This is a genomic window from Borrelia nietonii YOR, assembly GCF_023035795.1.
GTDB lineage: Bacteria > Spirochaetota > Spirochaetia > Borreliales > Borreliaceae > Borrelia > Borrelia hermsii.
Genome location: NZ_CP073158.1, coordinates 77,418 through 93,075, shown reverse-complemented (window position 1 = coordinate 93,075; position 15,658 = coordinate 77,418). Strand labels below are relative to the sequence as shown.

Here is a 15,658-nt window from a genome sequence, read left to right as displayed (position 1 = left end):
TAATTAAATTGTTATTAGTATAATGTTTATTTACTAAAATTGATATCTGTTAACTCTAAATTAAGCAAATTACAAAACACAACAATAGAGTTCAATATTATTTAAACCCTATTTAACTTAAATATCATACTCTAAAAAAGTAATAAAATTATTAATTACATATTACTTTACCATAAAACATGGTATGTATTACTTTTTATCAAAACCTAATGCTTCATGTGCTCTCTTTAAATTATCAAAATCTTCCTCTACCTGTTTCATTGAATTCCTAAGTTTACCCATCTCTAATTCTACTTTAGCACACATATCATCTGCATGACCCAAACTCCCTTTTGCATCTGATATATAATAATAATGTATACCATAATAACCATTTGACCTTATCTGTGCTGAATGCCTTAAAGCAGACTCAATAGAATTCTTTGCATGCTCAGCATAACTTTTTGCATTTTTTAATACATTAAATTGCTCCTTATACCACATCATTGCAATATTTCTACTAATCCTAACTTTCTCAATTGCTTGATGTAATTTTATCTTCACATTTTGATCAATACCATTTCCATTAGAACCTCTTGCCCTATCAAAATCAGAATTAGCTTTAATAATATTAGCTTGCATACTCTCAATCTCTGACAATGATGCACTTACCTCACTATGCATTGCCTCAATAGTTACTAATTTACTACTAACTTTGCTATTAATTTCATTAACCTCATTATCGTAACTAACAAGATAAGATTCTTCCTCTTCGGTTAACCTATTATCTTGGGATATAGACTGTTGTTGTCCCACCCTCTCTTTAGGTCTTTCCCCTTTAAGCTCTATCTCAATACCTTTTTCTTGTAAATTTTTTTGATTTATTTTTACACCCTCTTCACTCTTTACAACAATATCTACTTGCTCTTCTTTAATTTCTTGATTTCCTTTTATAGATTTTAAATCTTTTAACTTTTTATTTTCTTCTACAAAATTTTCTCTTGATTTGTCCAGCAATTCATTAAGGGCATTTATATCACATGATAACAAACATAACAATGTTAACATACATACTGATAAAATACTTCTCTTCATATCTCCCTCCTGGGATATTAAATTATAATATAAATTAATAATCATTATTAATTTATATTATATGTCACTTTGTCTAAAATACAAATTATTTTAATTAAAATTCTCTATTTTTTTATTCTCTCTTTAAAAAGACGTAGTACTACTACTATGTTTTACACTACTATTATTATTTATTTAAAACTATTCTTTTTATCTTGATATTGTTCGGTTATGATCTCAGTTCAAACAACTATACCCCTTAAATAATTGCTAAATAATCAAAAATAGATTAATATCAATTAGTATAATTTTATATACTATATACATATATAACCAAGAAAACATATTCATTGTCTGACCTTTTAAATCACAAGAAAACCTTTACTTTAAATCACCTTTTTTACTACTGCCTTTACCTATAGTCTTTATTTTAAATTTCTTCAACCCCAGTAGCCTTTACAAATAATTTACCCTCTTGATTAACTATAAATTGCAATAAATATAGGGGCCTTAACATAAAATATAAACACTACTTGTTCAAATAGACTTGTATGTTCATTTCTCATTCAATAATCTATAAGCTCATCACATTAACAATACTCTCATATGAAATTATCGCTGCCTTCAATATTCTTGCACCACTACTCCATATAATCAACAAGCTTGATAAAGCCTTTATCTAAAACCTTATATTCCTTATTTAATAAATCATCTTTTTCAAGATCAGTATTCAAAAGCAATTACCCCCTCAAAAATTTAAAATAATTTAAAACAACAATCCTTATCCTTATTTAAAACCTTAAAATGGAAATATGAAATAAATACACAGTCAAATCTTAAAAGTAATTAGTTTTCAGAAACTTATTTAAATAAAATCAAGAAGGGTTCCTTATTAAAGGAACTCTTCTTGCAAATACTAATGTTATAAAACATTTAAATCTTTCCGTCTTTATCTTGCAAGATTTGATAGATAAGATTTCGCTTCTTTAATGATTTTCTCTATATCTTTCTTTATTCCAATTGCTTCAATTAGCTTCATAGAAGAAGATTCTAATTGACTTAACGCATTCTCTGCTTCTCTTCGTGCTTTTTTAGCTACTAAATCACTGTCTACTTTTTTTGACCAGTAACTTCTACGTTGATTTCTTAATCTCTCAGTAATAGCTTCTTTTAAAGTCTCTTGGGATTTCTCAAAAAAGGATTTTGAAGATGTTCTCTCGTCAAGTCCACTATCAACTCGAATCCTAAACATATCAACATGAGACCTTTCCTCATTTAATTGATTGCGCAATTTAATCAGTTTCTGCCTCTCTGTCTTATCCTTTCTAGGATAACTCCCTATTTTATTTTGAAGTTCTGAGAGTGTACCGTAAAAACTAGATTCTAATTGCTCATATTCACTTTTGAGTTTAAATGCATCCTCAATAAATTGATCAAATTTGGAATCTTTAAGAGCACTTTTTACATTTTCAATTTCTGCTTGTGCGTCTTTTTCGTACTCAGTACTTGGAGCTAGGTCCTCTTCTTTTATCTCTATTTCTTCTTGAAGATAGTATGGATACAATTGTTGAGACACTGCAAATCCCGCATTAACAGGTTTTACTCCCATATCTTGTTGTATTTTTACTTCTTCTTCTAAATCATCTATAACAACTTCTTTTTGTTCCTGATTTTCTTGTTTATGGTTTAAATCTTTATTATCTTTGCTTTCATTTAAAACTTTTCCCCTTACTTCATTTAATAAATCATTAAAGGCATTGATATCACATGATAACAAACATAATAATGTTAATATACATACTGATAAAATACTTCTCTTCATATCTCCCTCCTGGGATATTAGATTATTGAAATATTAAATCTCGATATTGAAATATAATAATTATTTAATCTAATATACACCTTTTATTTTAAATATCAAAAATAAATTTCATAAAATCTCAATTATTTTATTCTGCAATAATTAAAATCTATTTAAAATTATTTTAATAAAATAAAAATTAATTACATACCAAACAAAACTAATCTTATAATACTTACTTCCACCTAAGTAGCATAGGACTGAATCAAAGTTACTCTCTTATCTTTAGTACAAATATTTAATCTACTAAAATGCAAAAAAGGAAAACAATTCTCATGAAGAGAAGAATTTTCCTAAAATGACTTTATTTAGTTATGTTTATTAATAATTATTTATTGTTACTGTCCACTAGCTGTTGTATCTGCGGGTGTAGTAGCTTCTAAAGACTTATCTTCTTGTGTAACTGTAGCAAGAGCATCACTAATTGTCTTTAAACCACTATCAACAGTATTTCTAATAGCAATAATAAGAGTACTTAAAGTCTTACCAACAGCATTCGCAGCTGCACCATTAACTGCATTAGCAGATTTCTCTTAATTCTTAGCAGCAAGTTGACCATCTTTAGCCATTGCTCGCAGTGCTATGCCAGCAGCAATAACTGCATCTTTCTTAACTACATTAAGATCTTTATTGTCCTCTTTTTTGGCAATAGCAATCTCAGCAGCATTCTTTGATTGCTCAATAGTAGGCTCACCCTTAGCCTCCCCAGACTTAGCAATAGCTTTTAGGATATCAGACCCAGTCACTGCGCCAATAGAGGCACTAGCAGCAGCTGCTTGTGCCTAATCACCTCCATTAGTTTTCTCACCAAGCAACTTCCCAACTACTTTATTCTTCTCTCCACTAGTTTTAGTAGCCTCTGCACTACCTTCATTGTCTTTCAGAACAACTCTAACTATTTGTCCAATACCCTTAACAAGTGCGTTGACACTTACTGTTTCTGCCGGTGCAGCAATCTGACCAGCAGTAGGGAGCACCACCAATCTTATCGTCACCAGTAGCACCACTAGCTGCTGTCTTAGCCCCTTCTGCAATCTTATCTAATGTGTTAGTGATAAACTTATCAACAACTGTTTTAAGTTTTGAGTAATTCCCATTCTTAGTAACTTCCTCTTGTAACTTCTTCTTAACTGTGTTCATAGTTGTCTCAATATCAGTAAAATATTTACCAATGTCAGATTTCTTAGTGTCAGCCTTAATACCAAAAGCACCAGAAACCATATCAGAAAGAGAAGTAAAAACATCTAAGAAACCTTTCCCCAAATTAGCAATAGAAGTTAAGAATAAGGTTTTAGGATCTTCCGTCTTAGTACTGCCACTCCCACAACTAAGAAGTAAAAATAAGAAATAGAAGTTATTATTAAATGATAAAAAAAGGTAAAATCAATGCATAAATGTAAGTCTAAAAAATAAAAGAAATCATAAGAAATTTAAAGAAGTATAATAAAGTAGTAAAGCAAGTAAATAGAGAATAAAGAAACATAATAAGCTAAGAGAAGAATACTCTTAGCTTATTATTTATAGACTTTATTTTATCAGATAATTACGATTGATTAAAAAGTAATCTTATAATAATAAATTAACTTGTTTATGCCTTAGGTGTTAGAAGGTTTAGCAGGTGTTATAAGCGCATTAATTGCAGCTGTTACTGCAGCTTCAGCAGCAGTTAACAATGCATCAATTGCTGTATTAAGTTTAATAAGCTCTGAAGCTCCTTTATCTTTAGTAGTATCTGTTACAAGTATAGCACTTTTTGCATGAACATCAGTAATACCTTCTTTACCAAGATCAGAATTCTGGTCTTTTATTTTGGTCAAAAATGCTGTACTTTCCTTCTTAGCACTACCAACTTTTGCCTTCAAATCACTTGAGAGGCCATCTTGTTTCTCTAATGTTCCTAATTTAGTATCCACAGCTTCTACAACACTATATGCTCCTGCAATTAAGGATCCATTATGAGCACTTTCGGTAGCAAGTCCATTAGCATCAATCTTTTTCCCAATAGCTTTAGCAAGCTCATCAATAGACTTAACTAAGGTATGAACTTCTTTAACACTCTTATCAAAAGCGACAGCCTCTTTTATTTTCGAACTTATTGTAGCTAAATCAATAACAGCTCCATCAGACTTAGCCGCTTGTCCTTCTTTAGGAGAAGTCCCTGAATTATTACAAGACATAAGTAAAAATAAAGTCATTTTAGGAAAACAATTCTCATGAAGAGAAGAGTTTTCCTAAAATGACTTTATTTAGTAGATTATTTAATTAGATAATTTATTTAGTAGTTGGTTGAGCAGTGCCAGATTCAGTAGCTTCAGTAGTAGTTTCAGAATATTGTATTCCCTTAACAGATTCTCTTATCTTATCTAGATTGCTACTTACTGTTTTCCTAATTATAAAATCAAGTACTCCTAATACCTTATTTACTGCACTTACTGCTGCTGCTTTAACTGCTTCAGTATCTGCAGCATTAGCACTGAATTTACCACCTTTAGTCATTGCCTTAAGAGCAACAGCAGCTGCTAAGTCTGCATTAGTTTTAGCACCAGCTGCAGCATCAGCCTTGTCATTAGAAGCAGCTAGTGCACCAGCTTCATTATCGGCACCGTTAAGTTTATCAGGAGCAGTAGCCTTAGCATTTTTAATTTTATCAATCATAGCCCATGGATCTGCTTTAGCAACTTCAACTGCTAATTTATCACCAGCTCCAGCAGAAGCCTTGGCAGTATGACCACCAAGAACAGCAATAGCATCAGTATCAGCATTAGCAGCGGCTATCTGATTACCTGCATTTCCAGCTTTAATCTTTACATCAGACTTCTCTGCTACATCAATAATTTCTTTAACTCCTGCAATAATAACTTCAACTCCATTCTTATCAGCAGCACCAGGAACAGCAATCAGCATTATCACCAATATTAGTATCACCAGCTTCCTTAGCAACCCCAGCAAGTTTAATTAGAGCAGCAATTAGTTGTTCAAAGACATCACTAGCACTGTTAATTGCACTCTTAACAGCTTCAATTGTGCTGCTATTAGCATTCTTTGCTTCAGATATTTCACCTGATAGCTCGTTTAACTTATCCTTAGTAGTTGTAAGTTCATCTCCTATTTTCTTAAAGTGTTCACCTACTTTACTTTTCTTGTCACCAGATTTAACAGTATTAAATCCTAATGCATCCTCTATTGCATTTCCAAAAATGCCAAAAATCTCTTGAAACCCATGTCCTATCTTCACTAATGAATCTAAGAAAGAATTTTTAGATTCAGCAGCCAATTTAACTTCTCATTTTTCATTACAACAATATAGAAGACATCCTGGATTTATCTCTAAGATTGCCTTTTACTCTAATTACTTAATAATTTAATTCTAACTATCTAGTTTATTGCTGATCTGTAGATTTTGGAGATCTTGCCTCATCCATTTTTTCTTTTGCTGTTTTAAGCACATTCTTTGCTGTCTTTTTAATTATATCCTCCACTGCTACTAACAGCTTATTTACTGCAGTTACTCCTATGCCTTGTACTTCTTTCTCTCCTCCTGCATTATTAGCTGCTGCTCCAGCTCCTAGTTTACCTGTCTTAACCAATGAACGTAATGCTATCCCCCCTGCTACAGCTGCTGCTTTTGGATTAGCACTATTTGATAGGTGAGCATCTGATCCTCCTTTAGCAAATTTCAATGAAGTTGTATTTTCATCTGCATTCGCTGTTAACGCTGCATCACTTTCTCCTGATCTAACTATTGAGTCTAATATCTCCTCACCACTTACTGCTGCTAATATTATTGCAGCTTTACCTGCATCAGTTGCTGATGGATTACCACCACTTGTAGCCAATATCTTAGCACCATCCTTATTATCTACTCCATTTACTGTCAATGTTGTAGCTCCTGCTTGTAATGCTTTAACACCTACATCTGTTGCTATTTCCACTATTCCTTTCAATGCCCTAAACATTTCTTTTAACTGAGCATCGTCTGACGCTGTTCCTGTACCCTGAACATTATTTGCATAACCTATTACATTAGTATCGCCTACTTGTCCTAAAGATTCTAAATGGCCTTTTAATTTGCTTAAAGTAGCCTTAGCAGTATCAACTGCATCCTTAATTCCCTTGTTTAGACCACCTTTATCAAGCTCTGTCTCTGAGTTTTTTACTATCTGTTCTAACTCTTCTGATGCTTTTCCAAGCTTATCACCTAAGCTGTTAAAATAACCCCCTACATCCTCTTTTTTTGTAGTTGATTTAGCAGTAAAGCCTAATGTATCTGAGAGTAACTCTAAAAAAGAATAAAAAGCATTCTCAGCACTTCTACCTACCTCCATTAGCACTGCACTTAAACTTCTCCCTCCTGTAGCTGCTGCACCACCATTAGCAGCATCAACAGCCTATTGTCCACAACCCATAAATAGAAAACTACAAATATAACAATACTCATTAAGGTTTTATTTGTGACTTTTAAAAAATTCTTCATACTATTGAAACTCTGAACAATCAGAGGGTAGGTAAAACAAAAGGAAAACGAATCTCATAAAGAGAGAAAAGTTTTCCTCAAATGACTTTATTTAGTTATGTATATTGTTATTAATTCTGATTATTGACCTTTAGTTTCAGAAGTTTGTTTATCAGTAATTACAGGAGTATCAGTAGAATTAAATTTTATAGCATCTTTAACAGTTTTAAGTCCCGCATCAATAGTTTTTCTTATTGCTATTGTAAGAGTACCCAATGCCTTAGTTACTGCACTTAAAGCTGAATCTTTAACTATAACAACAGCATCAGCAGCATCATTATTACCAGCAAATTTACCACCCTTTGCCATTGCACGCAATGCTATAGCCCCTGCTACAATTGCATCTTTAGCACCAGCAACAGCAGCAACATTATTATTAGCAGTATTATTCTTAGCTAATGTAGCGGCTTTACCACTAGAACCTTTAGCAATAGCTTGTAATATGTCAGCCCCAGTAACAGCCCCAACAGCTTTAGCAGCATCAGCTGCTGCTTTTTTCGCATTTGCAGCTGCATTACCAGCCTTATCATTACCAAATAAATTACCTGCATCATCACTATTATTAGCTCTTACACTAGAACCATCTTCTGCTTTTTTATCAGTACCAGCATCAGGATTTCCTTCTTCAAGAACTACATCTACAATGCTTTTAATTCCCTTAACTAATTTATCAACCTCCCCAACGGCACCACCAGAATCAGCAGCAGCCATATTGCCAAGTAATTCATCACCTTCAGCACCCTTTACAGCATCGTCTGCCCCTTCTATTATTTTATCAAGAGTATTAGTAATTAGAGCTTTTACAGCAATACCTGTAGCATCTGCATTAGGATTATTTTCGGATTTCATGTCCTCTACAATTTTCTCAAGGGACCTCTTAGTAGATGAAACAGTATCATGAACGGTCTTAAAGTAAGCTGCAACATCAGACTTCTTAGTCTCAGTATTAAACCCTAAAACCCCTCCAAGCATATCAGCAAAAGAAGTGAAAACATTTAAGAAGTCATTACTTAAACTAATAACCGACTTTAAGAATTTACTCTAAGGATCCTATAAATAAGCAATCTAAGTTATTATTAAGTTTTAAAATAAGATAAAATCAAGGCATAAATATAAGTCTAAAAGATAAAAGTAATTAAAGTAATCTAAAAAAGTATAATAAAGTAGTAAAGCAAATAAATATAGAATAAAGAAACAAAATAAGCTAAGAGAAGCATACTCCTAGCTTATTATTTATAGACTTTATTTTATCAGATAATTACGATTGATTAAAAAGTAATCTTATAATAATTTATTTCTTAATTAAGGCTTAGTGGTCTCTGACTTAGCAGGGGTTGTAAGCTCCTTCATTGCAGATGTTACTGCAGCTTCAGCAAAAGTTAACAAAGTATCTATTGCTGTATTAAGCTCAATCAGTTCCTGTGCCCCTAAAAACTTATCAGCATTATTCCTATCTATAGCTTTTTTCGCATCATCTTCTGAAGCATCTTTTTTGCCAAGTTCAGTTTTTTTACTTTTCAATTTACCTAAAAACAAAATTCCTTTACTCTTAGAATCAGCAACTTGTTTTTTAATTGACTCATCAATACTGGTTATCTTTTCTAATGCTCCCAATTTGGTTTTTACAGCTGATATTATACTATGTACCCCTGCAAGTAATGACCCATTCTTACTAGCTTCAGTATCCAACCCTCCATCACTTTTAATTTTCTTTCCAATAGCTTTAGCAAGCTCATCTATTGACTTAACTAAGGTCTCTACTTCTTTAACACTTGTTGCAAAATCACTAGCATCTTTTATCTTTTTACTTATTTTTGCCAAATCAAGTACTGTTCCATCAGACTTAGCTGCCTGCCCATCTTTAGGAGAAGTCCCTGAATTATTACAAGACATGAGTAAAAATAAAGTCATTAATAATGCACATAAAGTAATTCTTTTCATTATTACGTGCCTCCTTCTTTACTCAACTCAGGAGGGCAAGATAGTTAACAAGTTTTGATAAGCATAAAAACAAAAACTAAAAGCACAGATAATTTAACATTTCAGAAATTAAACACAACATAACAACTAATCTATTAATTGTCTCTAACAAAAAATTAAATAATTTTGATAAAAAATAATTGACAGAAGATCAATTAAATAAGGACTAATTAAATAAATTTACTTTACTAATAATGACATTAATGCTAAGAATATTCCTATATTAAGGGTAATAAGGGTACCAAACATCCAATTATGCAATCTTGATGTACTATCAAACTTGATTTTATTAATTTCCATATCTTTTCTAACAAGAGAAACCTCATTGCTAACATTATTAATATTAGTATCAAGTTCATTGAATTTGGTATCGAATTTGTTATCCAGGTCTTTAATATCGGATTTTAGTTCACTTCTAACGTTGTCAATCTTGATGTTAAAATTATTCTCAACATTATCTATTTTGGAATTAAGGTTATTCTCAACAGTATTAATCTTGGTATCAAGTTCAGACTTGACAGATTTAATCTCAGCCTGTAAGAGTGATTCAACTTTTTCAAGCTTAAGGTTAAAGTTATTCTCAACATTATCTATTTTGTTATCAAGTTCATTGAATTTGGTATCGAATTTGTTATCCAAGTCTCTAATATCGGATTTTAAAGTTGTCTCAAACCTTTGAATCTCAGATTGTAATAGAGCTTCAACTTTTTCAAGTTTAATATCAAAATTTTCTTTTAAGAATTCAATATCTTTATAAGTCAGTTCATTACGATAGTATCTGTAAGATAAATCAATAGCGATATCTCTATTTATACCAGCTTTAGTAAGTTCTGCTATAACCATTTGTTGAGTAATTACTGGTTGTGCAAGTCCCATAAAAATCTCCTTATTTAATTATTATATAATATTTTACATGTTATAGGAACCTTATTTTAGTAAAATGTGCTTTAAGAAAACGTATACCCAAAGTCAATAACATATATGCTGCTGATAGGCTATCTAATGAATCATCAGCGCTCTTTCCATCTCCTTTGTACTTATATATCAGATATAGCTGACTTGCTTGAATAGTACATAATACTTAAGTTAGAACTTGCAAATGGTCCTATTAACGTAACAATTCTAGTAAATTTATTACTTATAGGTTTAATTGGCGCAATTCTAAACTCATGATTCATACCTGCTCTAAGTTCAAGAAAAGTTTTAGTCACATTCCTATGCCCAAAAGTATCATCCCTATCTTCAACATATAATGTATGTACATTAAGGTTTGTCAAAATAGTTTTAATTGTATTTAATACCTTAGGATCACTGACTGGTAACTTCTCTTGAAATATAAATGCATAATACTTTTGATCTACTCTTTCTAAAACACAAAGGGCAGTATTATCACCTCCAATACTGTATGCAGGATCTAAATATGCTATTGGTGCCTTAAATTCATGATTACTTGTAAGATTAATATTGGTAAATATCGAATCGTATGAGGCAACCCATTCTCCCAAAAGTACCCTTGCCTTATATGTTGGCATGTCCCTGTAAATCTCTTCTTGGGTTTTAATAAATTCTTTTGATATTAGTTCATTATCATATGTTGTAAAGTTATATGTAGCATAAGTTTTCTTGTTATCAATGTAATCAGTTTTAAAAAAATGTTCTGGACTGTCTGGATTTGTATCAAATATAATAGTTTCCATACCTACTCTAAGTCTCTTTAAACATTCTATTAATGTTTCTTTATGCAGTGTAGTTGCTTCATTAACGTAAATAAGAGCGGAATTACTTCCTCTAAACCTTTCAAAGTCACTTGCCTTATCTCCCCCATATAGATTGACTCTTAAGGAGTCTATTTCAAAATATGATGTATTAGAAAACTTTGGCGTAAAGGACACTTTAAGCATACTAGCAATCTTTTCAAACTGCCCTAAAACATTAATCTCTAATGATTTTTGAGAATTACCTAATATAAAATTATTGGTATCCTGCTTATAAAAATGTCTATTCTTAATGAGCATCTTTAGATATAAATAGCAAGCCAAGAATGTTTTACCACTAGCAATGCCACCTGAAAGGATAATTTTACTTTGATTATTATTCTCAATTAATTTTAAAACCTCACATTGTTTCTTAGTTAAATATGTCTTTTCAAACCCTCTAAAATCAATAACAGTTGCTTTCAGTTTAATTAAATCTGCTATATCAATACCAAATTCACGCTTGTATTCTTTTTGCATTTCCTTAAAAAGAGGTAGTTTATATATATCCATTTCCTAACCTTTAAATTTAAAATTTAGATCTCACATCAACATCAGTAGCTTTAAGCTTAAGCATTGTCTTATAATAAAGTGACATCTTCTTAAGTTCTCTTTCCCTTTTAAGTTCATCTAGTTTAAGTTTTAATTCTTCAAGCCTCTTACTCTCTTCATCTGAATGCGAAAGATTATTATCCCTAATTTTATTATCAAAACTTATAATCTTAGATTCTAATATTTCTATCTCGTGATTATGGGCTTTAAGTTCCAACTCTAAATAACGACTAAATGAATTTATAAATTCAATTCCCAACATGCTTCTGGCCATACTGAACTGACTTTTAAGATCACGCGCTTGGGCCGTACTTTGTGAAGCATGAAGCAAAATATTAGTTAGAGTATCCTCATGAATAGTAAGCTTAGCAGTTTCTTTAACGTATTCATGGTCATCCTTAACCTCTTCCCACTTGCGTCTCATCTTTCCTACATTAACACGACTTACTCCCAGCTCTTTTGCTATTTGTGCGTCATTAAGCCTGCCTTCTTTAAAATACACAACATAATCATCAAATGACTTCTTTGCTCTTCTCATATCTCTTTAACCCTAGTCTAAATTAACAAAACTTAACAAAAACCAATATAAACTCTATAACAAAACAATCAACTTTACAAAAACAATTAAGACTTATAAATAATATAGATAGAATCCAAGAAAAAACCCTAGTATAGGTTATACTGTATCTAAAGATTAAAAAAGGAGAATATTATGAATAAACATATAATATTATTAATACTTTTCAGTGCATTATTCTTGTATTGTCGTAATGGGGATGAAACAACACAAAGGAAAGCTAATCATGAAACAATAAACGGGTTAACAGAAAATACAGGAACAACTCAAAAAACACCTGAGGAAACATTAAGAGACAAGTTAAATGCTACCGAAAAATCAAATCTAGATTTCTTAAAAGATGCTTTAAATGATAAGGAAAAGTTTAATCAACTTCTAAATCTAGATGAAGGAAAGATAAAAGCTGCACTTGAGCATATAAAGAATCAACTTGCAAATTGTAATGACGAACAAAAGAAAACTTTTAAACAAGTTTTACAAGGATACTTTGACACAATGAGCGATAATAAGTTAGATGAAATTCAAGCAAACGCAATCAGTGGTTGTCAAGCAGGTGGTTAAATGAACCGCTTATAATCAAAGACAAAAATTAAGAAATAATATTTAAGAAAGGAAGATTTAAGAGAGTAAAGCTACAAACAAAGATAAAGAAAACAAAGCAGTAAGATAAAGGCAACAAAAATTCTAGACAAAAAAGCGTGAAAAAGAATAAATTAAACTGGTTACAAAAATGGTAAAAGAAGATAAAAAGTAAACAATTGGTTAACAAAAAGAAAGAGGTTAAATTTTAAAGAGCAATACGTACCATTGTAAAATGAAGATCCACTAAAAAGACAAATAGAGTATATGTAGAGGATATTTTCAAGTATTTGTTAAAGATAGGATAAAGTATACTAGAAATATTAACCTAACATATCAAAAAGTACCCTTTCTATTTACATAAAGTACCTTAGAAGGGGTATTTTATATACAATGAAGCGACGTTAGAATTGACTTACAATACAAGTATTTGCTAACATTTTTGTAACTAATTTTAAATATTTTTAAAATCTTTAGTTAACAATAAAATGCATGAAAAGGAACTCTTAACTAACAGTAATCTTAACTTTATTAATGAACTAATAAAGCAAAATGAATGCCTCAATGAAGAATTGTCACAACTTAAAAGTACACTTAAGAGTAAAAATAAAGCTTCAAAACAATCAAAAAACACTCCTGTAAGATTCTATCTAAATGACAAAACAACCAAACTAGTAAAAAAATGTATAAAAAAGCTTATACAAATCAACCCAATCTCAGGATGGTTTGTATATATCTTAAGTATTACTGGTTGCAGAGGTGTTGAGATACAAAATGTAAGACTATCTGATGTATCAAAAGAGACAAGCTGTGATGGTGAAGTATTCTATTCTCTTCGTGTTAATGTAGCAAAAAAGAGAAGTAGTATCTGCATAAGAGAAGTAGTTATTAGTGAGTCTGAATTTGATGCTATTATGCAAATACATCAAGAACATTTTGCAAGCAAAGGAAAAGACAAAAGGCGTACTTATCTTTTTCAAAAGAGTAAACACAAATTCCGTGACAATAGAATTAGCATAATTAAGATTTCAAAACAATTTAAATCATTGCTTCTTAAAGCAGGATTTAGGTATCGTAAATCTTTACATATATGTAGAAATATATTTATTGCCTCACTAAAATCTAAAGGATACAACTCATTTGAAATTAAAGAACTTATGAAATACTCATCTACTACTGAGATTGATAATGTTTATGGACTCTCCCCTGCAAGTAAAATTAATGCTTACAAAGATATCAAAACTAGCTTGAAATAACTTACAATTTTTGCTAATTTATTATATACTTCTACTAAAGTTATTATCAAAACTCATTTACCGCATATAAATATGTACAAATATAAATATCTAAGAACCAATCCTTAGGTATTTTTTTTAACAATAAATTATTTGCTAAGCTCTAGTTTTTGGCAATTATTTAGTGTATAATACATATAAATCCTGAAAGTTTAAACCAATATTTCATTTTTAAAATAAAAAAAGACTCTAAAAGATTCAGAGAAGTAGAGTCTTTTTTTATACACAAATTAAGAATACAAATTCACGCTTTCTCTTTAAACATTTCAAGTTGAATATAACGAGTATTTTTACAAGTCATACTTGATTTACTGGTTCTATATGAAGTTGCAAGTATTTCATGTTTAGTATGCCCAAAAGTATTAGCTATTCCAGTTGAACGAGCTATATAATTAACATTAAGATTATATTTCAAGAAAAGTTCTAAAACCCTTAAATCATCAAATTCACTTATTGCAAATTGCCAATTATATCTCTTCATCTCTACAATGAGCCTCTCAAGAGAATCTAAACCCCACCCCCGATTATCAGCAAGACTTCCACGTGAAATTGAATATGGTGGATCAAGATATACAAATGTTGAAGCGATCTTATCTCTTTTCGGCAAAGCACCCAGAAAATCAAAGATATCACGCGAAGTAAATATTGCATAATCAAGCATCTCTTTTACTCTAGACTTATAAGTCTTAAGCATACCCAAAAATAATCTCTTAGAATTACTTCTATCTAACCTCATAGTTGAATTACAGGAAGCATAAATAGAATACAAACTTCTTAAAACCATATATTCTATTTTGTCTTGATTTTCATTTATAATTCTGTCATAAATAATTGCGTCTCTTACCTTCTTATAAAGTGAATCAGGATTTCGTCGCAAATAATAAAAAAACTTATAAATAAACTGAGAATTATCATTGAGTATATTGTAACAAGCTAATGGTTTTGCAAAAAAGATTGCTCCTGTTCCAAAAAATCCTTCAACATATGAAGTATGCTTAGGAAAAAGACTTATAATAACCTTACTATAACGATACTTACTTCCCTCTCTAGCTAGCAGTTTCAATGTTTCCTAAACACTCTCCTTGATGTAATTTGATATTCAACTCCTCTTTCCTTAAGCGTAAGTGAATCATAAAGAACACTGGTATCGTTAGTTGCTATAAAATGATAGCCTGATACACCTTTGATTTTAACTTCACTTATTTCAAATTCATTATTTGTGCATCTGTAAGAATGACTTATCCAACGCACACTTGTCTTAATCCCAAAACTTTGGAGTATACTGCATGGATTTACAATATAACAATTACTTTTAATGTATCCTAAACCAACAAATTTATGATAATTATTGTTAATATCATTAATACTAAACTGCAATTTTTTAAATCGTTCTATGTAATAATGCAGACATAAAAAGTAACATCCCCACTGACGTATTTCTAAAATTAACTTTGGATTATTTTGCGTTATTTTCATCTTTAACCTCTAACCTTT

Annotated in this window: 10 protein-coding genes and 5 pseudogenes; 2 read left to right on the top strand and 13 right to left on the bottom strand. The window is 30.8% G+C overall.

All coding sequences use genetic code 11. From position 1 onward, the window contains the following. Nucleotides 1–189: 189 nt before the first annotated feature. From bhYOR_RS08125 to bhYOR_RS08075, 11 genes and pseudogenes are all read right to left on the bottom strand, one after another. Entirely contained in the window at nt 190–1,074 is an 885-nt protein-coding gene (locus tag bhYOR_RS08125) for a hypothetical protein (protein WP_247088718.1), read from the bottom strand. A gap of 928 nt (nt 1,075–2,002) precedes the next feature. Then, nucleotides 2,003–2,875, bottom strand: coding sequence for a P12 family lipoprotein (locus bhYOR_RS08120; RefSeq protein WP_025400456.1), 873 nt, complete (start codon nt 2,873–2,875; stop codon nt 2,003–2,005). Between the two features lie 377 nt (nt 2,876–3,252). Continuing rightward, nucleotides 3,253–4,258, bottom strand: a pseudogene (locus tag bhYOR_RS08115) (variable large family protein); the annotation flags it as partial. 251 nt (nt 4,259–4,509) lie between these two features. Then, a complete protein-coding gene (locus tag bhYOR_RS08110) occupies nt 4,510–5,109 on the bottom strand; it encodes a Vsp/OspC family lipoprotein (RefSeq protein ID WP_025434386.1) in 600 nt (199 codons plus the stop codon). 76 nt (nt 5,110–5,185) lie between these two features. Continuing rightward, nucleotides 5,186–6,197 (bottom strand): annotated as a pseudogene (locus bhYOR_RS08105) (variable large family protein); the annotation flags it as partial. A gap of 97 nt (nt 6,198–6,294) precedes the next feature. Beyond that, a pseudogene (locus tag bhYOR_RS08100) lies at nt 6,295–7,388 on the bottom strand (variable large family protein). A 120-nt stretch (nt 7,389–7,508) separates the two neighbouring features. Next, nucleotides 7,509–8,468: pseudogene (locus tag bhYOR_RS08095) on the bottom strand (variable large family protein); the annotation flags it as partial. Between the two features lie 261 nt (nt 8,469–8,729). After that, entirely contained in the window at nt 8,730–9,368 is a 639-nt protein-coding gene (locus tag bhYOR_RS08090) for a Vsp/OspC family lipoprotein (protein ID WP_407933144.1), read from the bottom strand. A gap of 219 nt (nt 9,369–9,587) precedes the next feature. Next, on the bottom strand, nt 9,588–10,283 hold the full coding sequence (gene bdr, locus bhYOR_RS08085; RefSeq protein ID WP_025434407.1) for a Bdr family repetitive protein: 696 nt from the start codon (nt 10,281–10,283) through the stop codon (nt 9,588–9,590). 40 nt (nt 10,284–10,323) lie between these two features. Further along, nucleotides 10,324–11,674: pseudogene (locus tag bhYOR_RS08080) on the bottom strand (PBSX family phage terminase large subunit). 16 nt (nt 11,675–11,690) lie between these two features. Then, a complete protein-coding gene (locus bhYOR_RS08075; RefSeq protein WP_247088716.1) occupies nt 11,691–12,251 on the bottom strand; it encodes a DUF603 domain-containing protein in 561 nt (186 codons plus the stop codon). A 174-nt stretch (nt 12,252–12,425) separates the two neighbouring features. Between bhYOR_RS08075 and bhYOR_RS08070 the strand changes: the two genes are divergently transcribed. Continuing rightward, entirely contained in the window at nt 12,426–12,851 is a 426-nt protein-coding gene (locus bhYOR_RS08070; protein WP_025407243.1) for an Mlp family lipoprotein, read from the top strand. Nucleotides 12,852–13,357: 506 nt separating this feature from the next. Beyond that, nucleotides 13,358–14,125, top strand: a complete 768-nt coding sequence (locus bhYOR_RS08065) for a tyrosine-type recombinase/integrase (protein WP_247088714.1) — start codon at nt 13,358–13,360, stop codon at nt 14,123–14,125. A gap of 283 nt (nt 14,126–14,408) precedes the next feature. Here bhYOR_RS08065 and bhYOR_RS08060 read toward each other — a convergent pair whose 3' ends face one another. Together bhYOR_RS08060 and bhYOR_RS08055 are read right to left on the bottom strand one after the other, a co-directional pair. Beyond that, the gene (locus tag bhYOR_RS08060; RefSeq protein ID WP_247088712.1) at nt 14,409–15,227 is read right to left on the bottom strand and encodes a DNA adenine methylase; all 819 of its coding nucleotides are present in this window, start codon (nt 15,225–15,227) and stop codon (nt 14,409–14,411) included. Beyond that, nucleotides 15,224–15,640 carry a DUF261 domain-containing protein gene (locus bhYOR_RS08055; RefSeq protein ID WP_247088284.1) on the bottom strand — a complete coding sequence of 139 codons (417 nt, stop codon included), beginning with the start codon at nt 15,638–15,640 and terminating at the stop codon, nt 15,224–15,226. The genes bhYOR_RS08060 and bhYOR_RS08055 overlap by 4 nt, the downstream gene beginning before the upstream one ends. Nucleotides 15,641–15,658: the final 18 nt, after the last annotated feature.